Below are 25,294 nucleotides of genomic sequence, written 5' to 3'. Positions count from 1 at the left end.
GCCCAGCACCCCGACGATGTCGGCGCCCGGCTGGATCATCTCGAGCTGCGCTGTGCGGCATGGGACTGGGCGGCACCATCACGGTGTACGGCGTCCACGCCGCTTGGCCCCATTCTGCCGGTACTGGCTCCCGTGATCGGGTCCTCGACTTCCTCACCACCCAGGCCACCCAGCTGACCCTGCACGCGGCAGCTCGTGGGTCCGGCGCTTCGTGATCTGCCGTGGCCAGGGTCTCCAGGAGCAGCTCCTGGAGGTAACCGAGCGACCCAACCCGCGCGGGCGGAGGGTCGTCGGCATGGGCCGCGAAGCGGCAGGGCTCTCGCGACGGCCCCGCTCATTCGGTTACCTCCGTCCGGCTACGCAGGGCTGGGCGGGCTGCGGCTCCCTCGGTTACCGCGCCTGCAGGCTGAGCCCTCCTCAATGAGCAGCGGGGCGGGGCCGTCGCCACGACTGCCTCCGCAGGGTTACGCAGACTTCTTACATACCCCTAGGGGGTATGTTATGTTTCCTGGCAGGTACCCCCAGGGGGTATGAAGCTCCGTATCTGGAGAGGGGAAGGCAATGCCAACTGTCAGTCCCAAGCGCTGGTGGGCGCTCGCCGTGCTCGCCACCGCCCAGTTCATGGTGATCATGGACACCTCGATCATCGGGGTCGCACTCCCCGAGATGCAGAAAGACCTCGGCTTCTCGCAGGGCGATCTGCAATGGGTGTTCAACGCCTACGTCATCGCCTTCGGCGGTCTGCTGCTCCTCGGCGGCCGCCTGTCCGACCTGCTCGGCGCACGCCGGGTGTTCACCGCCGGCTGGGCGGTGCTCATCGGCGGATCGGTCGTCGCCGCGGCCGCTCAGACAGCGTGGGTGGAAGTCGTCGGCCGAGCCGTCCAGGGCGTCGGTGGCGCGCTGATCGCCCCCGCCGCGATGACCCTGCTCATGACGCTGTTCGCCCACGACCCGAAGGAACTAGGCAAGGCCATGGCCCTCTACGGCGCCGCGGCACCGGCCGGCGGCACCGCGGGCGTGTTCCTCGGCGGCGTCTTCACCGAATGGCTCAGCTGGCCCTGGGTTTTCATCATCTACATCCCGATCGGCGCCGCCACGCTCGCCGCGATCAAGCTGCTCCCTGCCGTGGCCCCTCGCCGAGGAGCGATCGACGTCCTCGGCGCCGCTGCCGTCACCGCCGGCCTCGCCCTCGCTGTCTTCGCCGTGGTCCGCGCTCCCGAGATCGGCTGGGGAGCCACCCAGACCGTGCTCGAACTCCTCGGCGCCGCCGCTCTGCTGGCTCTCTTCTTCGTCCTGCAGAAGACGATGCGTCAGCCGCTGATGCCGCTGGGCATCTGGCGCGTACCGAGGCTCGGCTCCGCCAACCTGGCCATGACGCTGCTGGGCGCCGCGTGGATCCCCATGTGGTACTTCCTCAACCTCTACCTGCAGCAGGTCCTCGGCTACGGCGCGTTCGCGTCCGGTGCGGCGCTGCTGCCGATGACTGGGCTGCTGATGGTCTTCATGACCGCCATCACCGCACGGCTGCTGGCCCGCCTAGGCGCCAAGCCGCTCATCGGTGGCGGACTGCTCGTCCTCGCGGCCGGCCTGCTGTGGCTGTCGGCCGTCGAGCCCAGCGGCTCCTTCGTCATCGACGTGCTGCCTGCATCGCTGGTCGCCGCGCTCGGCATGGCGCTGGCGTACATCCCGGCGATGATGGCGGCCATGTCCGGCGCCCCGGCCGAGCAGGCGGGCCTGGCCTCCGGCATCGTCAACACCACCTACCAGATCGGTTCGGCACTCGGTCTGGCCGCTCTCACCGCCCTGGCCACCTCCCAGGGCGCCGGCAAGCTCGGTGACCTGCCCGCTCTGACCGACGGCTTCAGCGCGGCGTTCACCGCGGCCGCTGCCATCGCCGCCGTCGGCGGTCTCATCACGCTCCTGGTGATGCGTACCGAGAAGGACGTGGCCGCCACCACTGCGGAGCAGTCCAGCGCGCCGGGCGAGAAGGCGAAGGTGTGAGCCATGGACTGTGAACCCGCCAAGGAGCGATGTCGCGGCCGGCGGTCCGCCAGATCCCTGCCCCCGGATCTGGCGGACCGCCGGCGCCTGTCGCCTTACCCATGACCGGCAAGCAATCCCAGGAGGCACTTCACCCATGGCCACACCGTCGTGGACCGTCACGATGCGCCGGGCAGCCGGACACCCCGTCGCCAAGATGACGGCTGTCGCGCTGCTTCAGGCCCTCGCGTCCCATCTCTCGCACCAGAGTCTCGGCCGTCCGTCCTGCGCGGACGCATGTGCCCGCCCCCACGCCCGAAGCGGCCGCCCCTGAACGCTGCCCTGGCACAGGCCGGTCCGGCATGGCGACCACCATCGTCGACGACGTGCGCCGACCCGGCCCGACCGAACCTGGGCGGGGTGGACCGGAGTCGCACCGTCGGCTCCCTGGCCAGGGCCTGTCCGGCGGATCAGGCTTCAGCGTCCTTGCCCGTACTCGATGGGTGTACGGGTCGGCAGACCGCGCAGCAGGGTGTCCAGGTACAGGTCGAACCTCGGCGCCGAGTTACCGAGGCCCAGATCACCGCCGGTCGCACCCAGCCACTGCACCATCCCGAGCCCGAACACGTACCAGCTCTGCTCGGCCTGCTCCTCGTCGGCGCCCGCCGCCCGGAACGCCGCGACGACCTTTCCTTTCAACCGCTCGAAGGACGCCGCGTGATGACGGTGTGGACGGGCGACATGAGCGGCGTACCCGGGCACAGACAGGAACTCGTCGTGCATCGCCCATGCGAGCCGTGCCAGCCACTGGCGCCAGTCATCGGGGCCCGGTTCCTCCGTGGGCAGCACCCGTTCGACCATGACCTCGCTGACCAGGTCGAGCACTCCGTTCCGATCGCGGACCCAGCGATACAGGGACGAGTGCGAGACGCCGAGTCTGGTCGCCAGCTCCCGCATGGTCAGCGTTGCCACGTCCCCCTGGAGCGCGGCCTCGACGATCCGCTCGTGGCTCAGGCGCGGGGGCCGCCCAGGGCCTGTTCCGGTCTGCTTCATCGCGGCAAGAGTATGCGACGCTCCTTTAGCGACCATTGGTCACTAATGAGGGTAGGCTCTCCCCATGAACCTGAATGTGCGACAGATAGACGCGACCGGGCTGCCCATGGCCGAGGCTCAGGACCTCGTCCTTCGCGAATTGCGGGGGCTCACCGAGCAGGCCCAGCCCTTCGCGGCCGTCCTGCTGATGCCCGCCCCGCCGCAACGGCCCGGTGGCCCGCCCGCCACCGACCGGATCCGCGCCCTCAAAGAGATCCGTCCCGGGCTCACGGCCCACTGTCGCGGCCTCGCTTTCGTGGCACCGGCGGAGATCCCCGCCGAGCGGGCCAAGGCGATTCACAGCGGGGACTCACTCTGGGGCTGCCCGACGACCGCCACCCAGGACATGGCCGAGGCCCGGTCATGGGCGCAGAGCCGCCTCACCTGAAACGCCGACGCCCTATGAGCTGTCTCCCTCTCAGTCAGAACGGGGAGTACGCCGCCGAGATGGTCCGGTCGGGTGCGCGGCCGTCCGCCCTGCGGGCGAGAAACGCGGATGCGTTCGAGGACCTCGATCATCTGTGGTGCGTCGCCCCACTGGCCGGGCGTGTCTCAAAAGGCGATCGGCCGGCAGCCGCCTTCACCCGCGAGGTGGATCTTGCAGGTCAGACCGCCCTGGGAGCGTCCGAGTCCCTCATCGGGGCGGTGCTGGCGGGCGTGTTTCTTTTCCGGTGTCTGCGCTAGGTGTGATCGGCATCCGTTGCCGGGCGATGCAAGGACATCCAGGTCCGCCCGCCGTCGACGGACTCGTAGACGGCGTCCGCGCTGTCTGCTGCCAGAAGGTGCTGCGTGGTCACCGCGGTCAGTACCCTGCCCCCTCTGCCCGTGGGCAAGCGGCCCTGCTCCGCCCATGTCCGCCCGTCGAGGCTGGCGACGACCCGGCCGTCGGCCGTGAGCGCCAGCAGCTTGCCCGGATCCGGTTCCTCCACCGCGACCAGGCCGGGCGCCGAGGAGACGCGGTGGAAGGTCCGTGCACCGTCGTCACTGCGGGACAGACCCGTGCCGGTGGCCGCCCACACGGTGGCCGCGCTGCCCGGATGGGAGGCGAGGTCGAGCGCCGACACCTTCGCGCCCTTGTCCCAGGTGCGGCCCCTGTCGGTACTGGCCCACACCCTTTCGCTCTGGCTGTCGAACCCGTAGAGCGAATCACCGGCTTCCTCCAAGGCGTGGAAGTCGGCCTCACCTTCGGCTGATACGGCCTGCCAGGTTCGGCCGGCGTCCGTGCTCCGGATCAGACCCAGGTGAGCGGGTCGAGTGCCGATCTCCGCGGGGCCGGGATGGCCGCTGGCCAGAAACGTGGACGGGCCGGTCACGGTGAAGCCCATGGTGTCCTGGTAGCGGTCGGCGACCCGGGTCGCGGTCCCGTCCTCCAGGCGGAAGACGCCGTGGTGGCCGGCGGCGTAGACCGTGCCGTCGGCCGGGTCGACGCCCAGGCCGTGCAGGTGTCCGGTGCCCGGGTCGGGAGTCGGCCCACCCCTGCCGGATTCGGTGGTGGTGTCGGTGGTGGAACAGGAGGCGAGGAGCAGGCCAGCGGCCGCGAGCAGGATCAGGGCACGCGGACGGGGCAGCGGTATGCGAAGCATGGTGTGAGGTCCAGGCGGCGAGAAGGGGAGACGAGGGGAGGGTGGCCGGTGCGGGGGTGGACGCCCTCGGCGCCCACCCCCGCACCGGCGTACTGCGGTCAGCTCTTGCCGAGCAGCTCGTTCATCTGCTCGATCTCCGCGCTCTGCGAGTCGATGATCTCTCCGGCCATCTTCTTGGCCGGTCCGTAGGCGCCGTCGGCCTGCTCGGTCTTCGCCATGTCGACCGCGCCTTCATGGTGCTTGATCATCATTTCCATGAAGGCGGTGTCGAACGCCTTGCCCGAGGCGTTTTCGAGCTCGGTCATCTCCTCGGCCGTCATCATGCCGCCCATGTCGTGCATGGAGTGGTCCATGGCACCCTCGGCAGGCACGTCCTCGCCCCACGAGGTCAGCCACCCGGAGAGCGTCTTGATCTCCGGGTCCTGAGCCTTCTTGATGTCGGCGGCGAGCTTCTTCACCTCGGCCGACCGCGCACGGTCGGGCGCCAGGTCGGCCATCTCGACGGCCTGGCGGTGGTGGGGGATCATTCCCTTCGCGAAGGCGACGTCGGCGGCGTTGTGCTGCCCCTGTGACGCCGACGCCGACGCCGACGCCGATGCCGGGGCGGAGGAGGATGCGGTGGCGGCGTGGCCGCCGTGCCCGGCCGAGCCGTCGTCGTCGCCGTTGCCGCCACAGGCGGCCAGGACCAGTGCTGCCGCGCCTGCGGCGGCTACGGCGGCAGTACGGCGCATGAGGGAACGCTTGTGGATCATGGTGGTGCAACTCCTTGACGCGAGCCGTTTCGCGGCACGCGGTGGGAACGGACGTAGAGCGTGCGGAAACACGGCACCCGTCGCCGGCGAGGGCCGGGCGCACGGGAGCCGAGCGGGCCGCTCTATATGCGCAGGAGTTGCAGTTCCGACAGGTCGGGCGGTGCTCGGCCATCGTGCGGTGCCCCTGGGGACGCCGCAGCGGGCGCGGGGGCCGCAGACATGTTCAGCAGGGCGCCGGTCAGCGCGGGCGGCGTGTACGCAGAACCGATGCCGGCCGCCGCACACGTCCCATCGGCATGATCGAGATGACTCGAACCGCCATCCGTGTGTGTGCATCCCCCGCCCGCGTGCGGCACGCCATTTGCAGGGACCATCACCATCTCGTGGCCGGTACCCGTCTGCACCGCCGCTGCCGCACCGGGGGCGAGGCCGTGCATGCCCAGCACTCCGGCCAGTACCGCCATCACCAGCAGCACGAACAGCCGCCCGGCAGGGCGGCTGCTTGATCGGGTGCTCCTGGTCACGCACCCATCGTACGAGCCCTTCGCGAAAGCGCAGATGCGACGGCGCGACCGGCGGACGTCCCCACTCGTACGCCTCCGTGCCCCTCCCTCCCCCAGTTGGTGCTGACGTTCACCCGATCCGGTGGTCAGCGGTACCGGCATTCACGGGTAGTCAAGGCCGCTGCACGTCCCATTCGTGGACGTCCCAGCCGTGTCCGGCCCTTGCGCGCGCCGGCAGAGCCGCCGAGCGGTCGATCCACCTGCGGTGACCGTACGCGTGCGAGTCATTACAGTCCGTCCTGATGTCTGTCTGGTCAGTACTACCAAGCACTCGGCCCCCGGCGCGCACGGCGGCGCCGCTGGTCGTGCTGCTTGCCGTGCTGGTGCACCTGCTGGCCTGCGCGCACGGACCGGTGACGGCCGGGACGGCACGGGCAGACGCCGCGCACAGCGCGGGATCCTTCTGTGGACATACGCCGGGACCGGCCGACGAGGGGATGGCGTCGCTGCAGAGCGCGCCGCCGCATGACCACCAGTCGCACTGCTGTGATCTGGACGAACCCACGGTGCAGCCCTCCCGCGACCTCCCCCTTGCCGACGGCCCGGCCCTCCATGTTCTCCGCGTCGAGCAGGGCACCCAGCCGTCGCTCACACGGCCCGGCGCGCAGGCATCGGCTCTCGACCCGGGTTGCTCGTCCACCGGACATACGCGGTCCCGTCTCGGCGTGTGGCGGACCTGATCGACCAAGCACCGCGGCCCCGTATCCGGCCGCGGCTCAGCAGCCGATCACCTCCCCCCCCCCCTACACGCGGCCCGTCGCTGTTCAGGCACCGGCCGCCGGAGAACCACGCCATGAATCACCTGACCCGCACGTCTGTCCTGGCCGCGCCCGTGCAGCCTCTCCCCGAAACCGAGCGACTGACGCACACTCCCGCCGGACTGGTCGGCAATACACCCGTCCTTCGCATCGGAGCTCCGTTCACTCTCCCGGGACGCGGTTTCTGGGCCAAGATCGAGGGCCACAACCCGGGCGGCATCAAGGACCGCACCGCCCTGCACATGGTCCGTGCAGCCCGCGAGCGCGGGCAGCTCCTGCCCGGTGCCCGCATCGTCGAGTCCTCCTCCGGCACGCTCGGCCTCGGTCTGGCCCTCGCCGGCGCGACCTACGGCCATCCGGTCAGCGTCGTCACCGACCCCGGCATGGAGCCCTTGATGACAGGACTTCTCACGGCGTACGGGGCCACCGTGGACCTCGTCGACACCCCGCACGCCTGTGGAGGCTGGCAGCGCGCCCGCCTGCACCGGGTGCAAGAGCTGCTCACTGCCCATCCCGGCGCCTGGTGCCCCGACCAGTACAACAACCCGGAGAACGTGGCCGCCTACGCTCCGCTCGCCCACGAACTCGTCGCCCAGCTCGGCCGGATCGACACGCTCGTCGTGTCCGTCGGTACGGGCGGCCACTCCGCCGGGATCGCCTCCGTCCTGCGTGGGCTCTTCCCCCATCTGCGGGTCGTCGGGGTGGACACGTGCGGCTCGACCATCTTCGGCCAGCCCGCCGCGCCCCGTCTGATGCGGGGCCTGGGCAGCAGCATCCACCCACGCAACGTCGCCTACCACTTGTTCGACGAGGTCCACTGGGTCGCCGCGCCGGAAGCGGTGTGGTCGGCGCGCAGGCTGGCCCGTGATCACTACGCCACCGGGGGATGGAGTGTCGGCGCGGTCGCCCTCGTTGCCCGATGGGCGGCTCGCACCCTGCCCGCCGCGAACCGGATCGTCGCCATCTTCCCTGATGGTCCGCAGCGCTACATCGGCACGGTCTTCGACGACGCCTACTGCCAAGAGCACGGTCTGCTCGACGCCCCGCCCGCCGACGATCCGGAGGAGATCGCCCGGCCGGACGAGCGGGTGGTGAGCCGCTGGACGCGCTGCACCCACGTCATCGACCCCCTGGCCACCGCCGACGTACAGGGCGCGGGAGACGAGACCGTAGGAGTCGCACGATGAAGCACCTGTGGCAGCAGACCCGCTCGTTCCCGACACCGGTCCGGCTGTTGATGGCCAACCAGTTCGCCATCAACCTCGCCTTCTACATGCTCATGCCCTATCTGGCAGCCCACCTGGCCGGCGGGCTCGGGCTGGCGGCCTGGGCCGTCGGACTCGTCCTGGGCGTACGCAACTTCTCCCAGCAGGGCATGTTCCTCATCGGAGGCACCATCGCCGACCGCTACGGCTACAAGGCGCCGATCATGGCCGGCTGCCTGCTCCGCACCGTCGGCTTCGGCCTGCTCGGCTGGGTCGACAACCTCCCAGCCCTGATCGCCGCGTCAGCGGCCACCGGCTTCGCGGGCGCCCTGTTCAACCCCGCCGTACGCGCCTACCTGGCCGCCGAAGCCGGCGAACGACGCGTGGACGCCTTCGCCACCTTCAACGTCTACTACCAGGCCGGAATGCTCCTCGGCCCGCTGGTGGGCCTGGCCCTGCTGGCTGCCGACTTCCGGCTCGTCTGCACGGTCGCAGCCGCGATCTTCACCCTGCTGACCGTCCTGCAATGGCGTGCCCTGCCCGCCCGCCGTGGCGAGGCACCCGGCGCGACGCCGGGCAATGTATTGGCGCAGTGGCGCACGGTCGTGGCCAACCGGCCCTTCCTGCTCTTCGCCCTCGTGATGACCGGCTCGTACGTCCTCACCTTTCAGGTCTACCTGGCACTGCCCCTGGCCGCAGCCGACGTCCTCGGGGACAAGGGGACCTGGGTGACCAGCGGACTCTTCGTCGTCTCGGCTGCCGTCGCCGTGGTGGGGCAATTGCGGCTTACCGGCTGGGCGAAGCGACGCTGGACGCCCGCTCAGGCCCTCGTCCGCGGACTGACCGCCATGGGGGCGGCCTTCGTGCCGCTCGCCCTGGCACCACCTGAGGCCCCGGCCGCCGTACTGACCGCCCTGGTCCTGGCCGTGGTCCTCCTGGCTGTCGGCGGTGCCGTCGTCTACCCCTTCGAAATGGACACCGTCGTCACGCTCTCCGGCAACCGGCTCGTGGCGACCCATTACGGGCTGTACAACACCGTCTCGGGCCTCGGCATCACCCTCGGCAACCTCACCACCGGAGCCCTGTGGGACTTCGCCGAACACGAGGACGCCCTCTGGCTGACCTGGTGCTCCCTGGCCGCGACCGGACTGGCCTGCGCGGCATCCGTCGCCGCCCTGGCCCGCAGCGGGCGCCTGATCGCGCGGGCAGAGGCGCCACTCGCCCCCGCCTGACGCACGGACACCCCCTCGGGGCACCGATGGACCCGGCCGCCTCGCGCGGTGTGTGGACGTCCGGCACCGTTGCCGTAGCACTCGACGCGGGGTGGTGGAGCGTGCCGACTGCGACTTCGGGGCCCACGCCGCCGTACGACTCGTGCCCTCCGGGACTGCGTATGCCTCCGGGGGGTACCCAACGCTTCCGGCACAGCGGGAACGGAGCGACAGATGGGTTCGACGCGGAGTGCGGGCGGGACAGCGCCCGCCGACGGGCGCCTCGACGTACAAGTCGCGGGGCGTGGGAGGGACCTCCTGGGTGGTGGCATCCGGTGAGTGGCTTCACCGCCGCGCTGTCCTTGCTGGGGCTGGCCCTGCTGGCGGTGGCCGGAGCATACGGAGCGGCCTGGGCGCTTCGGCTCTCGTCCGGTCCGCTGCCCGCGCAGCCGTTCGGATCGGGACTGGAGCCGACGGAACACGCGGTCAGCCGTTTCCACATGCGCTGGTACACGGTGACGATGCTCTTCCTCGCCTTCGACATGGAAATGGTCTTCATGTACCCGTGGACACTGGTGATCTCCGCGATGGGACCCAGTGCGGTGATCGAGATGTTCGTCTTCCTCGCCGTCCTGCTCACGGGTGTGATCTACGCATGGCGGGAAGGAGCACTGCGGTGGGCCTGACCGCCGCCCTGACCCGCGCAGCGGCCGCCCGGCCACGCGTCCTGCTGGTGACCACGCCGGGCGGTACGCCGGTGCGGCTGGCCGCCGAGAAGGAACTGCGGTCCCGGGACTGGCCGTCGGCGTCGACCCCGGCCGGAGCCGACTTGATGCTGGTGGCAGGTCCTGACTGCTCGCGGCTGGGTCCGGCGCTGGACCGGTTGTGGCAGGACATGCCGCGGCCGCGCGTGCGCGTGCGAGCCGTGACGGCCGACGAGGTGGCATCGGTCCTCGAAGCCGGCCGCGCTCGGTTGGCCACACCAGAGGGCGACCGGGGCGGGGCCGACCGCACCGCGGGAGCGCACGGGCACGGAGAGCCCGGAAAGCACGACGCGGAATCGGTGCGAGCCGATCACGCGAAAGACGATCGCGGCTTCGAAGGCGGCGCACACGCGCGGCATCACGACGATGGCCCGGAGGCCAGTGGCCACGGCGGTGAGCACGCCGGTCATGGCGGCACCGGTCACGGGGACGGCGATGACGACCACGCCCGTCATGGTCACGACGGTCACGGACACACCGGTCACGGTCATGGGCATGGTGGCATGGAGATGCCGGGCGGACTGCCCATGGCCGAACAGGGGGAGGACCGCGACGGTCTGACGCTGGACCGCCTGCACGTGCCGTTGGGTCCGTTCCTGGCCGACTGGCCCGCCGGCCTGACCCTTCGCGTGGTGCTTCAGGGCGACGTCGTCCAACGTGCCGACCTCGACGATCCGCCCGCCGGCAGACCAGCCGACCCCTTCTGGAGCCGGCCGTGGCTGCGAGCCACCACGGGCGAGCCGGTGTGCGTGGGGGAGGCGGCCCGGCGGCGGGCCGCGGCGCACCTGGACAGCCTGGGCCGACTGCTGTCGGTGGCCGGCTGGCCCGCCGAGGCGGTGACGGCCTGGCGGCTGCGCGACGACCTGCTGGAGGAGGCGCCCGCCTCGGCGATCCTGCCCCGGGCTGAGCGCTTCGCCCGGCGGGTCGGGCGGTCACGCACCCTGTACTGGCTGACGCGAGGCGTCGGTCTGCTGAGCGCGGCCGACGCCCGAGCCGCCGGTGTCACCGGTCCCGCCGTACGGGCGGCCGGCGGGGACGTACCGGCCCGCTACCGCCAATGGCTCACCGAGGTCATGGACGCCGTACGGGAGCTGGACGCGACCGCCCCGCTCGATCCGGTGGCGCAGGAGAGCCCGCGCGGTCGGTGGGACGCCGAACGCCCGCCGTCGGCCGCCCTGGTGAAGCTGCTTCCCCGCCTGTTGGTGGGGGCCGAACTGGGTGCGGCCCGTCTCGTCGTCGCCAGCCTCGACCCGGACCCGGACGAACTGACCGCGTGTCGGCTGGAGGTGGCCCGTGGCTGAGGCGGGGACGTGGTGGGCGCTGATGGCCGCCCCGGCGATGCTGCTGGGCTTCGCGGTGCTGGCCGTGGCGGCCGACGCGGCACTGGAGGCCCGTGACGCGGGCCGTCGGATCACCGCCGGTACTGCGGTGCGGCCGCTTCTCGCCGTGCCGCGGGCGCTGCTGGCGCAGCCGCGGCGGTTGCCTGCACCGGATCGGTTGCTGTGGCGGGCGGGTGTGATCACCGTCCCGGTGGCCGCGGTGCTGTCCACGCTGGTCATCCCGTTCGGCAACCGTGTCGTCGCCGATCTGTCGGTCGGGGTGGTGTGGTTCAACGCCATGGAGGTGCTGACCTGGGTCGGGCTGTGGCTGGCCGGCTGGGGCCCGAACGCCGCCTTCTCCCTGGTCGGCGGCTACCGCTTCCTCGCACTGGGGCTGGCTTACGAACTGCCGCTGATGTTCGCGCTGATCTCGGCCGCCACGGGCGCCGAGTCGCTGCGGGTGACCGACATCGCCGCTGCCCAGCACGGCCTGTGGTACGCGGTGTGGATGCCGTTGGCCTTCGTCCTCTACCTGGCGGGTGTGCTGGCCTTCAGCTTCCTGGGTCCGTTCGCGTATCCGGCCGGCCGTGACATCGCCGACGGCGTACTGGGGGAGACGAGCGGAGTGGACCGGCTCCTGCTGCAGGCAGGGCGGTGGCTGTGGCTGGCGGCCGGGGCCGCGATGGCGGTGCCGCTGTTCCTGGGCGGCGGCGCCGGGCCGGGGCTGCCTGCCTGGGCCTGGACGCTGGTCAAGACCCTGCTGGTCCTGGCGGTGCTGGTGTGGACGCTGCGGCGGCTGCCCATGGTCCGCGCCGACCGGTACGTCGAACTGGCCTGGGTGGTGCTCCTGCCGCTGTCCGTCCTGCAGGCCCTGGTGCCGGCCCTGGTCAGTCTCACCCGTTAGGAAAGGAACGCGTCATGGGCACGACGAGCACGGTGCTGCTGTGGGTACTGGGCGTGCTCGCCCTGGCCGGCGGCGTCCTGGTCTTCACCCTGAACTCCATGGCCCGGGTCACCTTCGCCCTCCTGGGCTCCCTGGTGTGCGTGGGCGGGGTGGTGACCGTGCTGCGGCTGCCGTACCTCGGCGTGGTGATCGTGCTGATGATGGTCATGGAGATGGTGATCATGGCGGTGTTCATGATCGCGTACATGATGAATCCGGCCGGTCTGATGCCGATGTCGATGCTGCACAACAAGCGCGGCTCACTGGTCATCAGCGGCCTCGTGTTCACCGCCCTGGTCGCCGGGATCTTCCTGGTGCCGTGGCCCGACCGCACGGGAGCGCGGCCCGAGGACACCACGTTCCAGGTCGGGATGTCGTTGATGGGCGACCAGATGCTGACCATGGTCACGCTCGGATTCGCTCTCCTGGCCACCATGGTGGGAGCCACCGTCCTCGCCACCCGCCGCGGCCGGTACGACCGTTTCGGAGACGACCTCGATCAGCGGCCCGCGAACGACCCGGTCGGCGGGGGAGTGGGCCGATGACGTTCGAACTCCTGCTGGTCCTCGCGGCCGGGCTCTTCTGCACCGGTCTGTTCGGTGCCCTCTCTCAGCAGTCCATCGTCATGATCATGATGGGGATCGAGCTGATGATCGGCGGCGTCATCGTCGCCGCCGCCGACTTCTGGTACTTCCTCGCTCCCGCCGCCGGCAGCGGCCAGGTCGTGATCGTGGCGGCCGTGGTGGCGATGGCCGTGGAGATGGCCATGGGCTTCGCCGTCACCACCGCCATCTACCGCGCCCGTCAGGTCGACATGACCGACATGGCCGAGGATCTGAAGGGATGAGCGCGGTGCTCTGGCTGCTCATCGCTCTCCCCCTGGGCGGGGGAGCGGTGCTCGCCCTCACGGGACCCCGCCGGGGCGGCCTGGTTCCCGCCGCCGGTGTGGCGGTCGCCGTGGTCACGCTCGGTGCGGCGGTCGCCGCCGCGCTGACCCGGCCGGAGGCGAGCGCGCCGCTGTTCGCCGGGATGGAGGCGGGACTGGCGGTGGACGGCCTGTCCGCGGTGATGGTGGTGACCGTCGCCGCGGTCACCACCGTCGTGCTGGTCTTCGCCGGAGGGGAGTTCGCCGCCCACGAGAACAGGGGCCGGTTCTTCGGGCTCATGCTGCTTTTCGCCGGTGCCATGCTCGTCACCGTCACGGCGACCACCCTGCCGCTACTGCTGATGGCCTGGGAAGTGATGGGGGCCACCAGCTGGGCATTGATCGGCTACTGGTGGCGGCAGCCGGAGCGGGCGGAGGCCGCCGACGTCGCCTTCCTTACCACCCGCGCCGCCGACCTCGGCCTGTACCTGGCAGCCGGCGCCGCGATGGCCGGCGGCATCGGCTCGCTGCGCCTGGACGCTCTCCCGGACGCGGACGCGCCCTGGCTGCACGTGATCACCGCAGGCGTGGTGGTGGCCGCCCTCGGCAAGTCTGCGGCACTGCCGTTCTCCTTCTGGCTGTCGCGCGCCATGCAGGGCCCGAGCCCGGTCTCGGCGCTGCTGCACTCGGCGACCATGGTCGCCGCGGGCGCGTACCTGCTGCTGCGCCTCGTCCCGCTGCTGGACGCCACGGCCTGGGCCGGGCCGCTGGTCGCCTGGACCGGCGCGGCCACCGCCCTGGTCCTGGGGCTGGTCGCGGTGGCCCAGACCGACCTCAAGCAGCTCCTCGCGGCCTCCACCTCCGCCCAGATCGGCTTCATGGTGCTGGCCGCGGGCAGCGGCGGCGCCGCCGCGGGCACCACCCAGCTCGTCGCCCACGCCGCCACCAAGTCGGCCATGTTCCTCGCCGCGGGCGCCTGGCTGACCGCGCTGGGCACCAAGCAACTGCCCGCACTGCGCGGCGCGGCCCGCGTCCACCCCCTGGTCGGCGTGGCCTTCACAGTGGGCGCCCTCACCCTGGCCGGGCTGCCGCCCCTTTCCCTGTGGGCGGCCAAGGACGAGGTCCTCGCCGCCGCCCGCACCGAGTCGACCGCGCTGTACGCGGTGGGCCTCGCGGCGGCGGCCGTCGCCGCCGTGTACAGCATCAAAGCCGTCTGGTACGTCACCCGTCCCCTCCCCACCGACGCGGAACTCGGATACGACACCGAGGAGCGCGGCACCCGTCGCGTCGCCCGTTCGACACCCGCCCCACTCCTCGCCCTCACCTTCGCCGCGGCGTTCCTGGGAGTACTGGCCCTGCCGGGACCGGCGTCCTGGCTGAAGGGGCTGGTCGGCGCCCAGGGCGAACCGTCCCCCGAGCCGTGGGAACTCGGACTGTCCGCCGGTGTGGCGCTCGCCGCCGTCGGCCTGGCCTGGCGGTGGGCGCCCCGCCCGGCACCCGCAGGGCTGTCGCGCGCGGCCGTCCGATGGACTCACGGGTGGCTGTACCTGGAGCGGGCCGCGCGGCTCGTCGTGGTCCGCCCGGTGCTGGGTCTCGCGCGCATGCTGGCCGACTTCGACGATCGGGTCGTCGACGGCGCCGTACGGCAGACCGCCCGTGGCGGCCTCGCGGCGTCCAGGCTCGCGCGCCGTCTCGACGACGGCGGCATCGACGGCACCGTCCGTGCCGTCACCGCCGGCGCGCGGAGCCTGGGCCGGTGGGCGCGCCGTCCACAGACCGGACTGCTGCACCAGTACTACGCCCAGGCCGCCATGGGCTTCGCCGTACTGGTCCTGATCATCCTGTTGGTGAGGTAATCCCTGTGCTGACCGTCGTCACGTTCCTGCCGCTGCTGGTGTGCGCGGTACTGCTGCTCCTGCCGCGCACCCTCCCCGAGTGGGCGTACGTATGGGTGTGGATCACCACCGCTGCCGTGGACCTGGCCCTGGTCATCGGCGTGTGGACCGGCTACGACACCGACGGCGGAATGCAGTACGAGCAGCGGGCGCGCTGGATCCCCAGCGCCGGAGTCGGCTACCACGTGGGCGTCGACGGCATGTCCCTGCCCCTAGTCGCTCTGACCTGCCTCCTGTTCCTGGCCGTCGCGGTCCACTCCCTGCGCGAGACGCGGCGCGTACGTTCCTACGTCTGCCTCTTCCTGTTCCTGCAGACCGTCAGCATTGGTCTGTTCGTCGCCCTCGACCTCATCCTCTTCTTCGTCTTCTTCGACCTCTCCATCGTCGGCATGTTCTTCGTCATCGCGGGATGGGGACACGGCGAACGAGCCCGGGCCGCGGCGCTCAAGTTCTTCCTGTACACCTTCGTCGGCTCGCTCGCCCTCCTCCTCGGCTTCATCGGCCTCTACCTGGCGGCCGACCCGCACACCTTCGACATCGTCGACCTCACCCGCGTGAACCCGCTCGCCGGACGCGGCCTGTACGCGGGCCTCGTACTGCTGGCCATCGGCGTCGGTCTCGCGGTCAAAACGCCGACCGTGCCCTTCCACACCTGGCTGCCGCCCGCCCACACCGACGCCCCCGCCACCGGCTCGGCGATCCTCGCCGGAGTCCTGCTGAAGATGGGCACCTACGGGTTCGTCCGCATCGCCATGCCCCTGCTGCCCGGCAGCTGGCGCCACTACGCGCTCGTCATCGTGATCGTCGGCGCCGTGTCCGTCGTCTACGGGGCCTTGGTGGCGTTGGCGCAGACGGACTTCAAACGCATGATCGCCTACACGTCGGTCAACCACATGGGCTACATCGTCCTGGCCGTCGGTGCCGCCGGGACACTCGCGGGCAGCGACGCCCAGGCGCGCACCCTGGCGGTGACCGGAGCCGTCACCCAGATGGTCAGCCACGGACTGATCACCGCCGCTCTGTTCCTGCTCGCCGGGGTGCTCTACGACCGCGGACGCACCTACACGATGGACTCGTACTCCGGCCTGGCCGCGCACGCCCCGCGCTTCGCGGCGGTCACCGCCGTCGCCGCGTTCGCCAGCCTCGGCATTCCAGGCTTTTCCGGCTTCATCGCCGAATTCCAGATCTTCACCGGCAGCCTGGCCTCCCACGCCATCGCCACGGCCATCGCCGTGACCGGCATCCTCATCACCGCCGCCCTGTTCCTGACCGCACTGCGGCGCATGTTCCTCGGCACCCCCCGCCTGCCCGAGACCATTCCCACCGGCGGTGTCCGCGACCTCAGGTACACGGAGGCGCTGTCCACGGTGCCGCTGCTCGCGGTGGCTCTGGCGATCGGCATCGCGCCGCGCTGGCTGCTGGACGTCATCGAACCCGCCGGCCGCACCCTGACGGGCCTGGTCGCGCGGTGAACGAGAACCTGGCCGCCCTCATCCCCGAGATCGCCCTTCTCGGCGCCGCCGTCATCGGCCTCCTGGCCGGCTCCTGGCTGCCCCGCCGACGCCAGTGGCTCGTGGCCGTACTCGCGGCTGCCGCCTGCGCGACCGGCCTGGCGGCCACCGCCGTCACCATGACCACCGACCGCGAACAGGCCGTCTTCGCCGCCGCGTTCGCCGTCGACACCGCCACCGACACCGGCCGGCTCATCGTGCTCGCCGCTCTGCTGCTGATCATCGGCATGTCGGCGGAGACCGTACGGGGCCATAAACGCGAAGCCGAGTACTGGGTGCTGCTCCTGATGACCGGTGCCGGCACGCTCGCCCTCACCGGCGCGAACGACCTGCTGATGCTCTTCGCGGCCTACCTACTCGCCAGCGTCCCCGCCTACGCACTCGCCGGGTTCGCCAAGGACGCTCCCGGTACCGAAGCCGCCCTGAAGTACTACCTGATGGGTGCCCTGCTGGGCATCACCATGCTGGCCGGCACCGCGCTCCTCTACAGCGCCGGTCACGCCACCCACTACAGCGAACTCGCCAAGACCCTGCCCTCCGCACCGTACGGACTCGTCGCCGTCGGACTCGTCGGCGTCCTCGCCGGCCTGCTCTTCAAGATCGGTGCCGTACCGGCCCACTTCTGGGTGCCCGACGTCACCGACGGGGCCCCGGCACCCGTCGCCGCGTACGTCACCACCCTGCCCAAAGTCGGCGGTCTGATCGCCGGTTACCGACTGCTCCACCAGTCACTCGCCGACAGCGACGTCAACTGGCCGCTGCTCCTCGCGATTCTCGCCGCGGTCACCATGACCCTGGGCAATCTCGCGGCGTTCTTCCAGAGCTCCGTCAAACGCCTGCTCGCCTACTCCACGATCAGCCAGGTCGGCTACCTCCTCATGGCCCTGGCCGTCACCACCCGCAGCGACCTCGCCCAGCGGAGCCTGCTGCTCTACCTGGCCGCCTACGCCGTCACCAACCTCGGCGCCTTCGCCGTCGTATCGGCACTGCCGCAGGCCCGTGCTCTGGCCGACTACCGGGGCCTGGCCCGCCGGCGCCCCGGCCTCGCGGCCGTACTCGTCGTCTGTCTGCTGGGTCTGGTCGGCACGCCGCCCACCGGCGTCTTCCTCGGCAAGCTGGAGATCTTCAGCGCGACTATCGACGGCGGCTACACCTGGCTCGCCGCCCTGGCCGTCGCCAACACCGTCGCCTCGCTCTTCTACTACCTGCGCTGGCTCGGCCCGCTGTTCCTCACCACCGACACTGCACCCTCCGACACACACGCGGGCGCGGGACGCTGGCCCGCTGTCACCGCTTACTTGGCAGCAGTCCTCTCCCTCACGCTCGGCATCGCCGGGCAGGCCGTTCTCACCGTCGTCGAGGGACCGCTGCTGTCGTGAAGTTCCGAGCGTCCTTGAGCTGGCCGAGTCGGAGGGCCGGGGGCGGCGAGTGTGTCACTGGAGTAGGAAGCCTGTCCCGAGAAGGGACAAGGGGTCTGTCCCGAGTCGGGACACGACGCCTGTCCCGAAAAGGGACACACAGTCAGGGACCTCGAGGAACAGTTCGGAACCACACGCGCGTGCTCAACCTGGGATCACTGGAAACAGCTTCTGAGGTCCGCCGTCATTCAGAACACGGTCAATCACTCGTCCCGGGCCTGGCAGCGACAGCCCGTGTCAAGTCTCGGACGCCGGATGCGCGAGGGTGTCGCGAGCCCAAGGCGGTCACAATGTCTCTGATCGCGGGCCGGTCGCGAACTTCTCCGGGGCTGACCCGTAGTGCTGCAAGTAGCTCCTGGGCCGTCTGTTCGGGCTTGCCCCACTGCCACCACGCACGAGCCAGGTCGGTGTGCATCCGGCTCTTGCGCTCGGCCGTGGGAAAAAGTTCCGCTCGCAGTCCCCGCCCGACTTCGAGTGCCGCGCCGGCGTCACCCAGGGCCCAGTGCACTCCCACCGCGTAGAGGTCAACCGCTGGCGGCGAGATCCGGAACAACCGGTCTGCGGGCGGCGATGCGGGGAGCCGACGTGCCGCGTTTCGGGCCTCGGAGATCATGTCCAAGGCTTGGCCGCGGTCACCCGCTCGTGCTGCCGTGTACGACGTAGTGCACAGCAGCTGGGTGTAGGCCGCCGCCTGGGCCTCAGTGGTGAGCCCCGTGGCCTCGACGTCGGATGCGGCTCGCAGGACGAGACGTTGTGCGGTGGCCGTCTGATCCTGGTGGCGCAGGACAACCGCCAGCTCCCTGGCTGCGGCAGCTGCCGCCAGAGGCGAACCGGACAGTGAGGCATACGTCGTGGCCCGATCGGCCGTGATCCGAGCCCGGTCGTATCGCCCGATCTTCACGAGGGCTTGCGTGGCCAGGGTGTAGCAGGCGGAAAGGCGGGCATGGCCCAGGTCGGAGTGGGAGCGCGCGGCGTTGTGGGCGTCGCCCAGGAGGCCCGGGAGTTCGCGGAGCAGGACGGCATGCTGCCCTGCCTCGAACAGTCGGCGTGCGCGGGCGAGCCGGGCATCGGTCGGCACCGTGCTCCCGGAGGGTGCGGGGGTGTCGGCGAGGGCGTCGTCGACGGCCAGGAGCAGAGAGGCCGGTACGGCCGTCCCCGCGGCGGCGAGCAGCGTACGGCGGCGCATCGGGTCCTCCTCGGCGTCACGGGGAACGTCCGCCGTCACTCTAGTGCGGGTGGGCGCTGCTCCGGTGACGAAACCGCAGGCAGCCGCCAACAGAGCTGAGGGCAGACCGACCGCAGAGGCGGCGGCCCGGAGCAGGCGCATGTCAGCGATGCGCCTGCTGCCTTCCAGCCGGGACACGGTGGAGGCCGAGCAACCGATACGGGAGCCGAGATCGGTCTGACGCCACCCTCGGTGTCGTCGGCCGAGTCGGATGGGCCCGCCGGGATCATGCTGCTCGACCAGGCTCCGGGCTTCCGGGGAGGACCAGACGCCTAACTCGGTGATGAGCATCAGCTCTCCCGAACGGTCATTGAACGGGGTTTCAACCGTACGGATCGGGCAGGAACTTCGTCGATGCCGTGTGCAGGATCTGCATACGGCAGGACTGGAGTGTCCGGGCCGCCTTCTGGGCCGAGGGGTTTCACTACACTGCGATCTGCCCAGTCGCCCGGCCGTGCTGGAAGCCGCTGTATGCCCATGGTGGCTCGCCTCGCCGTCCGAGGAGAGCCACCATGGACTTCGCGGCAACTCGCGGGTCAGGCGCTCAGGCGTGTCCCGAGTGCGTCGGCGCGGACGCCGGCCGTGAAGGCGGCCCACGACGTTTTCGGGAACACGAGCCCGGGGCCCTTCTTGTCCTTCGAGTCGCGTATGGCGATGTCGGTCGCCAGGTCGGCTGCTTCGAGGCAGTTCCCCTCCGCGCCGCTGCTGTAGGAGGACTTGAACCAGGCGCACTCGGAGGCCAGGTCTGCAGCCTTCGTGTGGGTAGTGGTCACGGTGTCAACTTTCTTTCGAGTTCCCGTTGGACTTCATCGAGGAAGCGCGGCGTCTCGTGGGGCGCGAGCGCTGCGGCCCGCAGGGCGTCGAACCTGCGGGAGTACTTGCCGACATCGGGCCTCTTGTCAGTGACGCTGGCCTGCCCGCCGGGCTGGTCCGCCTGGACGATCCGTCCCAGCGGCTCGCCCATGTCCAGGACCGCGAAGTTCTGACTGGCCCGGTAACCGGTTGAGGCGGCGGGGAGGATCTGGACGGTGACGTGGTCCGAGGAGGCAAGGCGTTTGATCTCCTCGTACTGCTCGGCCATCACCTCCCGGCTGCCGATCGTGCTGCGGACAGCGTCCTCGCCCATGATGACCCACAGGTCTCGGGGCTCGGCCTTGGTGATGAGGGCCTTGCGCTCCATGCGCAAGGACACGTTGGCGTCGATGAACTCGGTGGTCGTCTCGTCCACGGCTTTCGCGGACAGGAGTAGTTCGCGGGCGTAGTTCTCCGTCTGGAGAAGGCCGAAGACCAGTGAGGGTTGCCAGGCCGCGATGGACACCGCGTCGGTCTCCATTCCGACGTACTCGCGCATGCCCTTGGTCAGGTGCGGTGTGTACGGCACCCACCAGCCCTCTTGCAGAGACTCCCGGTGGATGACCAGGAGGCTGTCGACGACCTCGTGGTCGTCTACCCCGTAGTGAGCGAGAAGGTCCTTAAGGTCCTTCGGGTTCGGGAGGCTGGTCCTGCCCCTCTCCACACGCCACAGCTTCTCGGCGGAGAAGCCGAGGGCGGAGGCAACGTCCTCTCGGCGCAGACCGAGGTCTTCGCGCATCTTGGCGAGCACCTTGCCCATGTGCACCCGCCGACTGGTCGGTCCCTTCGGTGCGGCCACTGGCCTTCCTCTCCTGTCATGCCGAGGGCACGCTCCGGTCGGGCTGGGTCCGACCGTCCCCGAGTCTGGTTCGAGCTTCCCCGAGCCTGGTTCAGGCGGCCCCAAGCGCCCCTTGCCGATGCCCAGGTCGGGAGTCTGCCACCCCCGGTTCTGCTTGCACAGACAAGAGTCCGTTCCATCGCATATGCCATCTGCCGTGAAAATTGCATGCGCCATTGCATGGCAACTCTGCTGTGCAACAGAGTAGTTGGGCCGCAGCGCAGCGTGACTGGCCCAGGTGGAATGCGCTGCCTTGCCGTGCTCTCGCTCGATCCCCGTGAGCTCCCGGAGGTACAGGTATGTCTTCGACCGCGACGCACACGCACGCTGACGCCACCAGGCCACTCGGGGCGCGGGCGGGGCATGAACTCTGCATTGTCCGAGACCCGGCCTCGGTGCCTGCTGGTATCACCGAAAGGGACGCCCTGTGGCCCGGCCGTCTCCGCCGGGTCGTGCGGGCGGCCCTGCACCGCTGGAAGCGGCCCGACCTGGTGACGCCCGAGGAGCTGCTGACGACCGAACTGGTCACCAACGCCCTCCGGCACGGGCAGGCGGCGGAGATCCGCTACCGCCTCTATCTCACCGCTGCTGACCTGGTGACCGAGGTGCGGGACGGTTCCGCGAACCTCGCAGTGCTTCGGCATGCCGCCCCACACGAGGAGGCCGGCCGTGGCCTCTTCCTCGTCCATGCCATGTCTGACGCCTGGGGAGTCAGCGCCGACGGTGCGACGACCTGGTGCACCCTCTCACTCCACCAAGGAGACGACATCGCTTTGGCAACCAACCCCCCACCTGTGCCGGTGTCGAGGCGGTACCCCACCATCAGTCTGCCGGGTGACGGCAGCGCCGCGATCCGAGCCCGGACGATCGCTCGCACCGGACTCACGGTCATGGGGTGGCAAGGCTCGGTCCACGCAGCCTCGGACGTGGTCGGGCGACTCGTGCAGAACGGCGTCGAGCACGGCGTTGGCGACCGCTTCGACCAGCGGATCACCGTTGATCTCCGGCTCGACGAGGCCGATCACCTGGTCATCGACGTACGTGATCCCAACCCGTCGTTTCCCGACTTCGACAGGGCACAGGCGGGCGGCGTAGGGCGCGGCCTGTGGGAGGTACGGCGGCTCGGTGCGGTGGTGACCTGCTTCCTCTCGCCGGAGCACAAAGGCAAGACCGTGCGCGCCAGGATGGCGCCCGGGCCGGTGCAACCGTGACCACTGCCCGTTCGGCGTCCTGGCTTGTTCCGGAGCTGGTCGATGCGGAGAGTCCCACTGGCCCCGTGGCTGTAGACATGGCGGATCTCGCTGCTCGCGTCCGCGCTCTACTCGACCTCGATACGGGGCGAGGCACTCGGGTCCCGCTCGGAGGCGACCTCTTCGATGTCGTGATCACAGGAGGCGGGGTCGAGGGGCACGCCGTGGCCGTGTTGATGGACGAGGTCCAGCGAGGCTGCGGGCCGGTCATCGACGATCCGGGCGGCGGCTGGCTCTACTGGCTGGTCCCGCCCGGTTCGGCGGAGGCGTGGAAGCCGCACGACCACGCGGTGTGCGTCGGCGCCTCGCACACGATCACCCTGCCTGCTCTCAGCAGTCGCACGTCTCCTGGACCGTACTGGCTCCGTCCGTGCGCAAGTGACCGGCTCGTTCCCACGAAGCCGCTCCGCCGGGCGGTGGATCGGTGCCGACCCGTGCCGGCCCCTCACTCGGCGCTCAGCCTCCACCTGGGCTCTCCCACCCAGTAGGCCCCGTGTGCAGAAGCTGCACGCCGACTGCATGTACTGACAGTTGATCTCCACGCCGGCCCGAGCCGTGGTGCCGTCAGGTCAGCAGCTAGGCCCATCCCATCCCGTTGCAGAGCTTCCCCTGAAGGAGGCAGTCGTGATTCCGCACGTCGTCCTTACCTGGGTGACCACCGCCCGCGGAGGAGCGGAGAACTCCGTCGTCGAGCTGGCGGACAACCTGTCCAGGCTGGTGCCCAGCGTGGAGGTGGTGTGGTGGCGCCGGGGCGGCCCGGCCGCCGGCCGATGCTCCCCCGCCCGCGTACACGAGGTCTCGGACTGGGGCGCCTACCAGCAGGCGTTCGTCCGTGCCTGCGCACCGGCCGACGACCGTCCCGTAGTGGTGATCTCCAACCACCGCACTGCAGCCGCGGACGTGGCTCTGGCGCCGCATGCCCGGGTCATCCCCGTTATCCGGCACGTGGTCAACGCCGACCAGGTGCTCCGGGTGATCGACCCGGGCACCGGCTCCATGGTCGGGCGAACCGTCGGCGAGCTGCCGTGGGATCTGTTGTCCTCCGTGCCCGTGTGGGTGGGCATCTCCCATGCGTCGTCTGCCGCGTTCCGCGTCCACGCCCCGCGAGCCCGGTATGTGAGCACCATCCACAACGGCGTCGCCATCCCCGCCACCGTTCCCAACGGCACCCGACCGGCCACGGGGCGACTCCTCATCGCCTCCGTCGCCCGTACCGTGCCGTGGAAGCGGACGGACCACCTCGTGCGCGCGGTCGCCGACCCCCGCCTGTCCACCGCGGTGCGGCTCGATGTGTTCGGCGAGGCAGGCTCGCACCAGGCCGAGCTGGAGACCCTGGCGCGCGAACTCGCGGCGCCAGTCCGCTTCGTGGGCTACGCCGACGACCTGCCTCAGCGGCTCACTGGATACGACCTACTGGCCACCGCCGCCGTCCAGGAGGGCTTCGGCCGCGCCGTCATCGACGCGGCCGGAGCCGGAGTCCCGGCGTTGGTGCCCCAGGCCGGAGCCAGTCCGGAACTGGTCCTGGACGGCTTGACCGGCATGGTCTACGACCCCGACGATCCGTGGGACCTCGTGGCCGCCCTCACCGACGCACTGCTCGACCGCGAGGCACTGGCCAGGATGGGCAGAGCGGCCCGAGCGCTGGCCGAAGCCTGGTACACCCCGGGACGTTGCGCCGCCCAGTATCTGACGCTGGTGATGGGTCAGGCGCCGCGCTGTCTGGCAGCAGCACCGTGACGGCCCCCGGCCCTCTTCTCGGCGAGGTCCTGCGCCTGGGCGACGACCCCCTCCTCAAGGACTGGGGTGTCGACGCTCTGGACAGCAGGCCCATCGTCGAGATCGGCGACATCGCCGGGGCCGTCTACGACCTCGTCGACAAGGCCCTGGACGGTCGTCCGCGCATTCATCCGAGCGCCTACATCTCACCGCTGGCCAACGTGCACGACGATGTGGTGATCGGCCCCGGAGCCCGGGTCCACGAGTACTCGACCGTACGCGGCCGAACAGTCGTCTCGGGGGACGTCCACATCGGGTACGGCTGTGAGATCTCGCGCAGCGTCCTGGCACGGGGAAGCGTCCTGTCGCACCGGGCGACCATCGGATGCGCCGTCATCGGATGCGACGCCTACTTCGCCTCCGGCCTCGTCATCGGCGTCTGCGTGCTGTCCAACCCCGACATGCTCCGGCCCTCGCGGCCCGTCCACTTCGCCCTGCCGGACGGCCGCCGGATGGACACCGGTGAGCCGAAGTGGGGAGCGATCGTCGCGAGCGGCGTCCGCGCAGGTGTTCGCGTCACTCTCGGCCCCGGAGCTGTCGTCGGTGCCGGGGCCGTCCTGCACGCGGGAGTCACCGTCCCCACCGCGTGGATTCCCCCGCACAGCGCCGTGCGCCTGCCAGGTGCCGGCTTCCAGCTCGACACGTGAAGGAGTCACGTCATGCTCTACGAATCGGAACGTCAACACCTCGCACGAATCGTGGACGACCTGCTCGCCTGGGAAGTGCTCAACCCGGCCGGCGGCGCGGTGTCCGTGCGTCTGCCGGACGGGAACGTACTCATGTCCTGCACCCGGCTCGCCTTCGACCGCTGGAAGGTGAGCGTGCGCGACTTCGTCGCCCTCGCGCCCGACGGAGCGATCGTCGAGCAGACCGGCGGCCTGGGCGCATCCGGGACTCCCACCCACCTGGATCTGTACCGGATGTTGCCCCGCGCCGGTGCGATCGTGCACGCCCACGCTCCCTACACCCTGGCCTTCGCGTCCCTGGGACTGCCCGTACCGAGCGTGACAAACCGCGCCGACACCTTCGGAGAGATCCCCTGCCTGCACGCCGATGACAGCACGGTGAAAGCCGAGTTCCTGGCTGACCCGGTGCCGCTGGACCTGCCGGAGGGCATGGTGCAGCGCCCGGAGGTGGCCGCCGTCAACCTGCTGGCCTACCGACCGCAACTGGAGGAGGTCATCGCCCCGCGCGCCGACGAACTGAAACGCCACGGACTCGCCTTCACCCTCTACCGCCACGGCGCGTTCACCGTTGGCCGGCACCTAGAGGAGACCGCCGACCTGATGCTGCGCCTGGAAGAGACCTCACGCACCGCCCTGCTCCAGGCGCAACTGACGGACGGAACCATCTACCCCAATCGCCTGTACCGGACCGAACGGCGGAGTCACGACGGTGCAACCATGACCACACCAGTATCGTCGTATCTCACGAGACGGGATTTGATCTAGACGAAGCACCGTTTTCCGTCTCCTATCACCGACTCAGCGAGAC

24 protein-coding genes and 1 pseudogene are annotated in these 25,294 nt (G+C 70.4%); 16 read left to right on the top strand and 9 right to left on the bottom strand.

All coding sequences use genetic code 11. The features are described from left to right. Window positions 1–561 precede the first annotated feature (561 nt). On the top strand, window positions 562–2,001 hold the full coding sequence (locus OHA99_RS17750) for an MFS transporter (protein WP_405696686.1): 1,440 nt from the start codon (window positions 562–564) through the stop codon (window positions 1,999–2,001). A gap of 456 nt (window positions 2,002–2,457) precedes the next feature. Here OHA99_RS17750 and OHA99_RS17745 read toward each other — a convergent pair whose 3' ends face one another. Beyond that, window positions 2,458–3,033 (bottom strand): TetR/AcrR family transcriptional regulator, encoded by a 576-nt coding sequence (locus OHA99_RS17745; RefSeq protein WP_405696685.1) that lies wholly within the window; start codon window positions 3,031–3,033, stop codon window positions 2,458–2,460. Window positions 3,034–3,097: 64 nt separating this feature from the next. Between OHA99_RS17745 and OHA99_RS17740 the strand changes: the two genes are divergently transcribed. Further along, window positions 3,098–3,460, top strand: coding sequence for a hypothetical protein (locus tag OHA99_RS17740; RefSeq protein ID WP_405696683.1), 363 nt, complete (start codon window positions 3,098–3,100; stop codon window positions 3,458–3,460). A gap of 50 nt (window positions 3,461–3,510) precedes the next feature. Here OHA99_RS17740 and OHA99_RS17735 read toward each other — a convergent pair. The 4 genes and pseudogenes from OHA99_RS17735 to OHA99_RS17720 all read right to left on the bottom strand — a co-directional run. Next, window positions 3,511–3,726: pseudogene (locus tag OHA99_RS17735) on the bottom strand (IS5/IS1182 family transposase); the annotation flags it as partial. Window positions 3,727–3,752: 26 nt separating this feature from the next. Beyond that, entirely contained in the window at window positions 3,753–4,655 is a 903-nt protein-coding gene (locus OHA99_RS17730) for a F510_1955 family glycosylhydrolase (protein WP_405696681.1), read from the bottom strand. Between the two features lie 98 nt (window positions 4,656–4,753). Beyond that, the gene (locus OHA99_RS17725) at window positions 4,754–5,407 is read right to left on the bottom strand and encodes a DUF305 domain-containing protein (RefSeq protein WP_405696679.1); all 654 of its coding nucleotides are present in this window, start codon (window positions 5,405–5,407) and stop codon (window positions 4,754–4,756) included. 122 nt (window positions 5,408–5,529) lie between these two features. Next, on the bottom strand, window positions 5,530–5,931 hold the full coding sequence (locus OHA99_RS17720) for a DUF6153 family protein (RefSeq protein ID WP_405696676.1): 402 nt from the start codon (window positions 5,929–5,931) through the stop codon (window positions 5,530–5,532). A gap of 832 nt (window positions 5,932–6,763) precedes the next feature. Between OHA99_RS17720 and OHA99_RS17715 the strand changes: the two genes are divergently transcribed. The 3 genes from OHA99_RS17715 to OHA99_RS17705 all read left to right on the top strand — a co-directional run bounded on the left by OHA99_RS17715 (window position 6,764) and on the right by OHA99_RS17705 (window position 9,830). After that, the gene (locus OHA99_RS17715; protein ID WP_405696674.1) at window positions 6,764–7,915 is read left to right on the top strand and encodes a PLP-dependent cysteine synthase family protein; all 1,152 of its coding nucleotides are present in this window, start codon (window positions 6,764–6,766) and stop codon (window positions 7,913–7,915) included. Next, window positions 7,912–9,165, top strand: coding sequence for an MFS transporter (locus tag OHA99_RS17710; protein ID WP_405696672.1), 1,254 nt, complete (start codon window positions 7,912–7,914; stop codon window positions 9,163–9,165). Before OHA99_RS17715 ends, OHA99_RS17710 begins: the two co-directional genes overlap by 4 nt. A gap of 314 nt (window positions 9,166–9,479) precedes the next feature. Continuing rightward, window positions 9,480–9,830 (top strand): NADH-quinone oxidoreductase subunit A, encoded by a 351-nt coding sequence (locus OHA99_RS17705; protein WP_061441634.1) that lies wholly within the window; start codon window positions 9,480–9,482, stop codon window positions 9,828–9,830. Here the strand turns inward: OHA99_RS17705 and OHA99_RS17700 are convergent. After that, window positions 9,794–10,405 carry a hypothetical protein gene (locus tag OHA99_RS17700; protein WP_405696670.1) on the bottom strand — a complete coding sequence of 204 codons (612 nt, stop codon included), beginning with the start codon at window positions 10,403–10,405 and terminating at the stop codon, window positions 9,794–9,796. The genes OHA99_RS17705 and OHA99_RS17700 overlap by 37 nt on opposite strands. A 6-nt stretch (window positions 10,406–10,411) precedes the next feature. On the opposite strand from OHA99_RS17700, the gene OHA99_RS17695 reads away from it, so the two are divergent. The 7 genes from OHA99_RS17695 to OHA99_RS17665 are packed head-to-tail and all read left to right on the top strand — an operon-like array spanning window position 10,412 to window position 17,820. Beyond that, entirely contained in the window at window positions 10,412–11,209 is a 798-nt protein-coding gene (locus tag OHA99_RS17695; protein WP_405696667.1) for a hypothetical protein, read from the top strand. Continuing rightward, entirely contained in the window at window positions 11,202–12,131 is a 930-nt protein-coding gene (locus tag OHA99_RS17690; RefSeq protein WP_405696665.1) for an NADH-quinone oxidoreductase subunit H, read from the top strand. The genes OHA99_RS17695 and OHA99_RS17690 overlap by 8 nt, the downstream gene beginning before the upstream one ends. Window positions 12,132–12,145: 14 nt before the next feature. After that, window positions 12,146–12,715 (top strand): NADH-quinone oxidoreductase subunit J, encoded by a 570-nt coding sequence (locus OHA99_RS17685; protein WP_405696663.1) that lies wholly within the window; start codon window positions 12,146–12,148, stop codon window positions 12,713–12,715. Next, entirely contained in the window at window positions 12,712–13,017 is a 306-nt protein-coding gene (locus tag OHA99_RS17680; protein WP_061441631.1) for an NADH-quinone oxidoreductase subunit K, read from the top strand. The genes OHA99_RS17685 and OHA99_RS17680 overlap by 4 nt, the downstream gene beginning before the upstream one ends. Beyond that, complete coding sequence (locus OHA99_RS17675) at window positions 13,014–14,891, top strand: NADH-quinone oxidoreductase subunit L (RefSeq protein ID WP_405696660.1); 1,878 nt, start codon at window positions 13,014–13,016, stop codon at window positions 14,889–14,891. Before OHA99_RS17680 ends, OHA99_RS17675 begins: the two co-directional genes overlap by 4 nt. A 5-nt stretch (window positions 14,892–14,896) precedes the next feature. Next, complete coding sequence (locus OHA99_RS17670; protein ID WP_405696658.1) at window positions 14,897–16,402, top strand: NuoM family protein; 1,506 nt, start codon at window positions 14,897–14,899, stop codon at window positions 16,400–16,402. Next, window positions 16,399–17,820 carry an NADH-quinone oxidoreductase subunit N gene (locus tag OHA99_RS17665; protein ID WP_405696656.1) on the top strand — a complete coding sequence of 474 codons (1,422 nt, stop codon included), beginning with the start codon at window positions 16,399–16,401 and terminating at the stop codon, window positions 17,818–17,820. The genes OHA99_RS17670 and OHA99_RS17665 overlap by 4 nt, the downstream gene beginning before the upstream one ends. Window positions 17,821–18,058: 238 nt before the next feature. On the opposite strand, the gene OHA99_RS17660 is transcribed toward OHA99_RS17665, so the two are convergent. From OHA99_RS17660 to OHA99_RS17650, 3 genes are all read right to left on the bottom strand, one after another. Further along, the gene (locus OHA99_RS17660) at window positions 18,059–19,375 is read right to left on the bottom strand and encodes a helix-turn-helix domain-containing protein (protein WP_405696654.1); all 1,317 of its coding nucleotides are present in this window, start codon (window positions 19,373–19,375) and stop codon (window positions 18,059–18,061) included. A 245-nt stretch (window positions 19,376–19,620) separates the two neighbouring features. Beyond that, complete coding sequence (locus OHA99_RS17655) at window positions 19,621–19,857, bottom strand: DUF397 domain-containing protein (protein WP_328561351.1); 237 nt, start codon at window positions 19,855–19,857, stop codon at window positions 19,621–19,623. Next, window positions 19,854–20,735, bottom strand: a complete 882-nt coding sequence (locus tag OHA99_RS17650) for a helix-turn-helix domain-containing protein (protein ID WP_405696651.1) — start codon at window positions 20,733–20,735, stop codon at window positions 19,854–19,856. Before OHA99_RS17650 ends, OHA99_RS17655 begins: the two co-directional genes overlap by 4 nt. Window positions 20,736–21,169: 434 nt before the next feature. On the opposite strand from OHA99_RS17650, the gene OHA99_RS17645 reads away from it, so the two are divergent. The 4 genes from OHA99_RS17645 to OHA99_RS17630 all read left to right on the top strand — a co-directional run bounded on the left by OHA99_RS17645 (window position 21,170) and on the right by OHA99_RS17630 (window position 25,251). Further along, on the top strand, window positions 21,170–21,985 hold the full coding sequence (locus OHA99_RS17645) for an ATP-binding protein (protein WP_405696648.1): 816 nt from the start codon (window positions 21,170–21,172) through the stop codon (window positions 21,983–21,985). 663 nt (window positions 21,986–22,648) lie between these two features. Further along, on the top strand, window positions 22,649–23,761 hold the full coding sequence (locus tag OHA99_RS17640; protein WP_405696645.1) for a glycosyltransferase family 4 protein: 1,113 nt from the start codon (window positions 22,649–22,651) through the stop codon (window positions 23,759–23,761). Beyond that, the gene (locus OHA99_RS17635; RefSeq protein ID WP_405696642.1) at window positions 23,758–24,447 is read left to right on the top strand and encodes a hypothetical protein; all 690 of its coding nucleotides are present in this window, start codon (window positions 23,758–23,760) and stop codon (window positions 24,445–24,447) included. Before OHA99_RS17640 ends, OHA99_RS17635 begins: the two co-directional genes overlap by 4 nt. 12 nt (window positions 24,448–24,459) lie before the next feature. Continuing rightward, the gene (locus tag OHA99_RS17630) at window positions 24,460–25,251 is read left to right on the top strand and encodes a class II aldolase/adducin family protein (protein ID WP_405696639.1); all 792 of its coding nucleotides are present in this window, start codon (window positions 24,460–24,462) and stop codon (window positions 25,249–25,251) included. The last annotated feature ends 43 nt before the right edge of the window (window positions 25,252–25,294 follow it).

The organism is Streptomyces coelicoflavus (genome assembly GCF_045041415.1).
GTDB lineage: Bacteria > Actinomycetota > Actinomycetes > Streptomycetales > Streptomycetaceae > Streptomyces > Streptomyces coelicoflavus.
Note: the sequence above shows the minus strand (reverse complement) of the source record. Positions and strands in the feature narration are given on the sequence as shown.

Excerpts from the sequence above, each read along its gene's own strand:
- OHA99_RS17730 (WP_405696681.1), bottom strand. The coding sequence starts at position 4,655 with ATGCTTCGCATACCGCTGCCCCGTCCGCGTGCCCTGATCCTGCTCGCG.
- OHA99_RS17675 (WP_405696660.1), top strand. The coding sequence starts at position 13,014 with ATGAGCGCGGTGCTCTGGCTGCTCATCGCTCTCCCCCTGGGCGGGGGA.
- OHA99_RS17745 (WP_405696685.1), bottom strand. The coding sequence starts at position 3,033 with ATGAAGCAGACCGGAACAGGCCCTGGGCGGCCCCCGCGCCTGAGCCAC.
- OHA99_RS17700 (WP_405696670.1), bottom strand. The coding sequence starts at position 10,405 with ATGCCCATGACCGTGACCGGTGTGTCCGTGACCGTCGTGACCATGACG.
- OHA99_RS17695 (WP_405696667.1), top strand. The coding sequence starts at position 10,412 with ATGGAGATGCCGGGCGGACTGCCCATGGCCGAACAGGGGGAGGACCGC.
- OHA99_RS17630 (WP_405696639.1), top strand. The coding sequence starts at position 24,460 with ATGCTCTACGAATCGGAACGTCAACACCTCGCACGAATCGTGGACGAC.
- OHA99_RS17715 (WP_405696674.1), top strand. The coding sequence starts at position 6,764 with ATGAATCACCTGACCCGCACGTCTGTCCTGGCCGCGCCCGTGCAGCCT.
- OHA99_RS17750 (WP_405696686.1), top strand. The coding sequence starts at position 562 with ATGCCAACTGTCAGTCCCAAGCGCTGGTGGGCGCTCGCCGTGCTCGCC.
- OHA99_RS17710 (WP_405696672.1), top strand. The coding sequence starts at position 7,912 with ATGAAGCACCTGTGGCAGCAGACCCGCTCGTTCCCGACACCGGTCCGG.
- OHA99_RS17680 (WP_061441631.1), top strand. The coding sequence starts at position 12,712 with ATGACGTTCGAACTCCTGCTGGTCCTCGCGGCCGGGCTCTTCTGCACC.
- OHA99_RS17740 (WP_405696683.1), top strand. The coding sequence starts at position 3,098 with ATGAACCTGAATGTGCGACAGATAGACGCGACCGGGCTGCCCATGGCC.
- OHA99_RS17725 (WP_405696679.1), bottom strand. The coding sequence starts at position 5,407 with ATGATCCACAAGCGTTCCCTCATGCGCCGTACTGCCGCCGTAGCCGCC.
- OHA99_RS17685 (WP_405696663.1), top strand. The coding sequence starts at position 12,146 with ATGGGCACGACGAGCACGGTGCTGCTGTGGGTACTGGGCGTGCTCGCC.
- OHA99_RS17660 (WP_405696654.1), bottom strand. The coding sequence starts at position 19,375 with ATGCTCATCACCGAGTTAGGCGTCTGGTCCTCCCCGGAAGCCCGGAGC.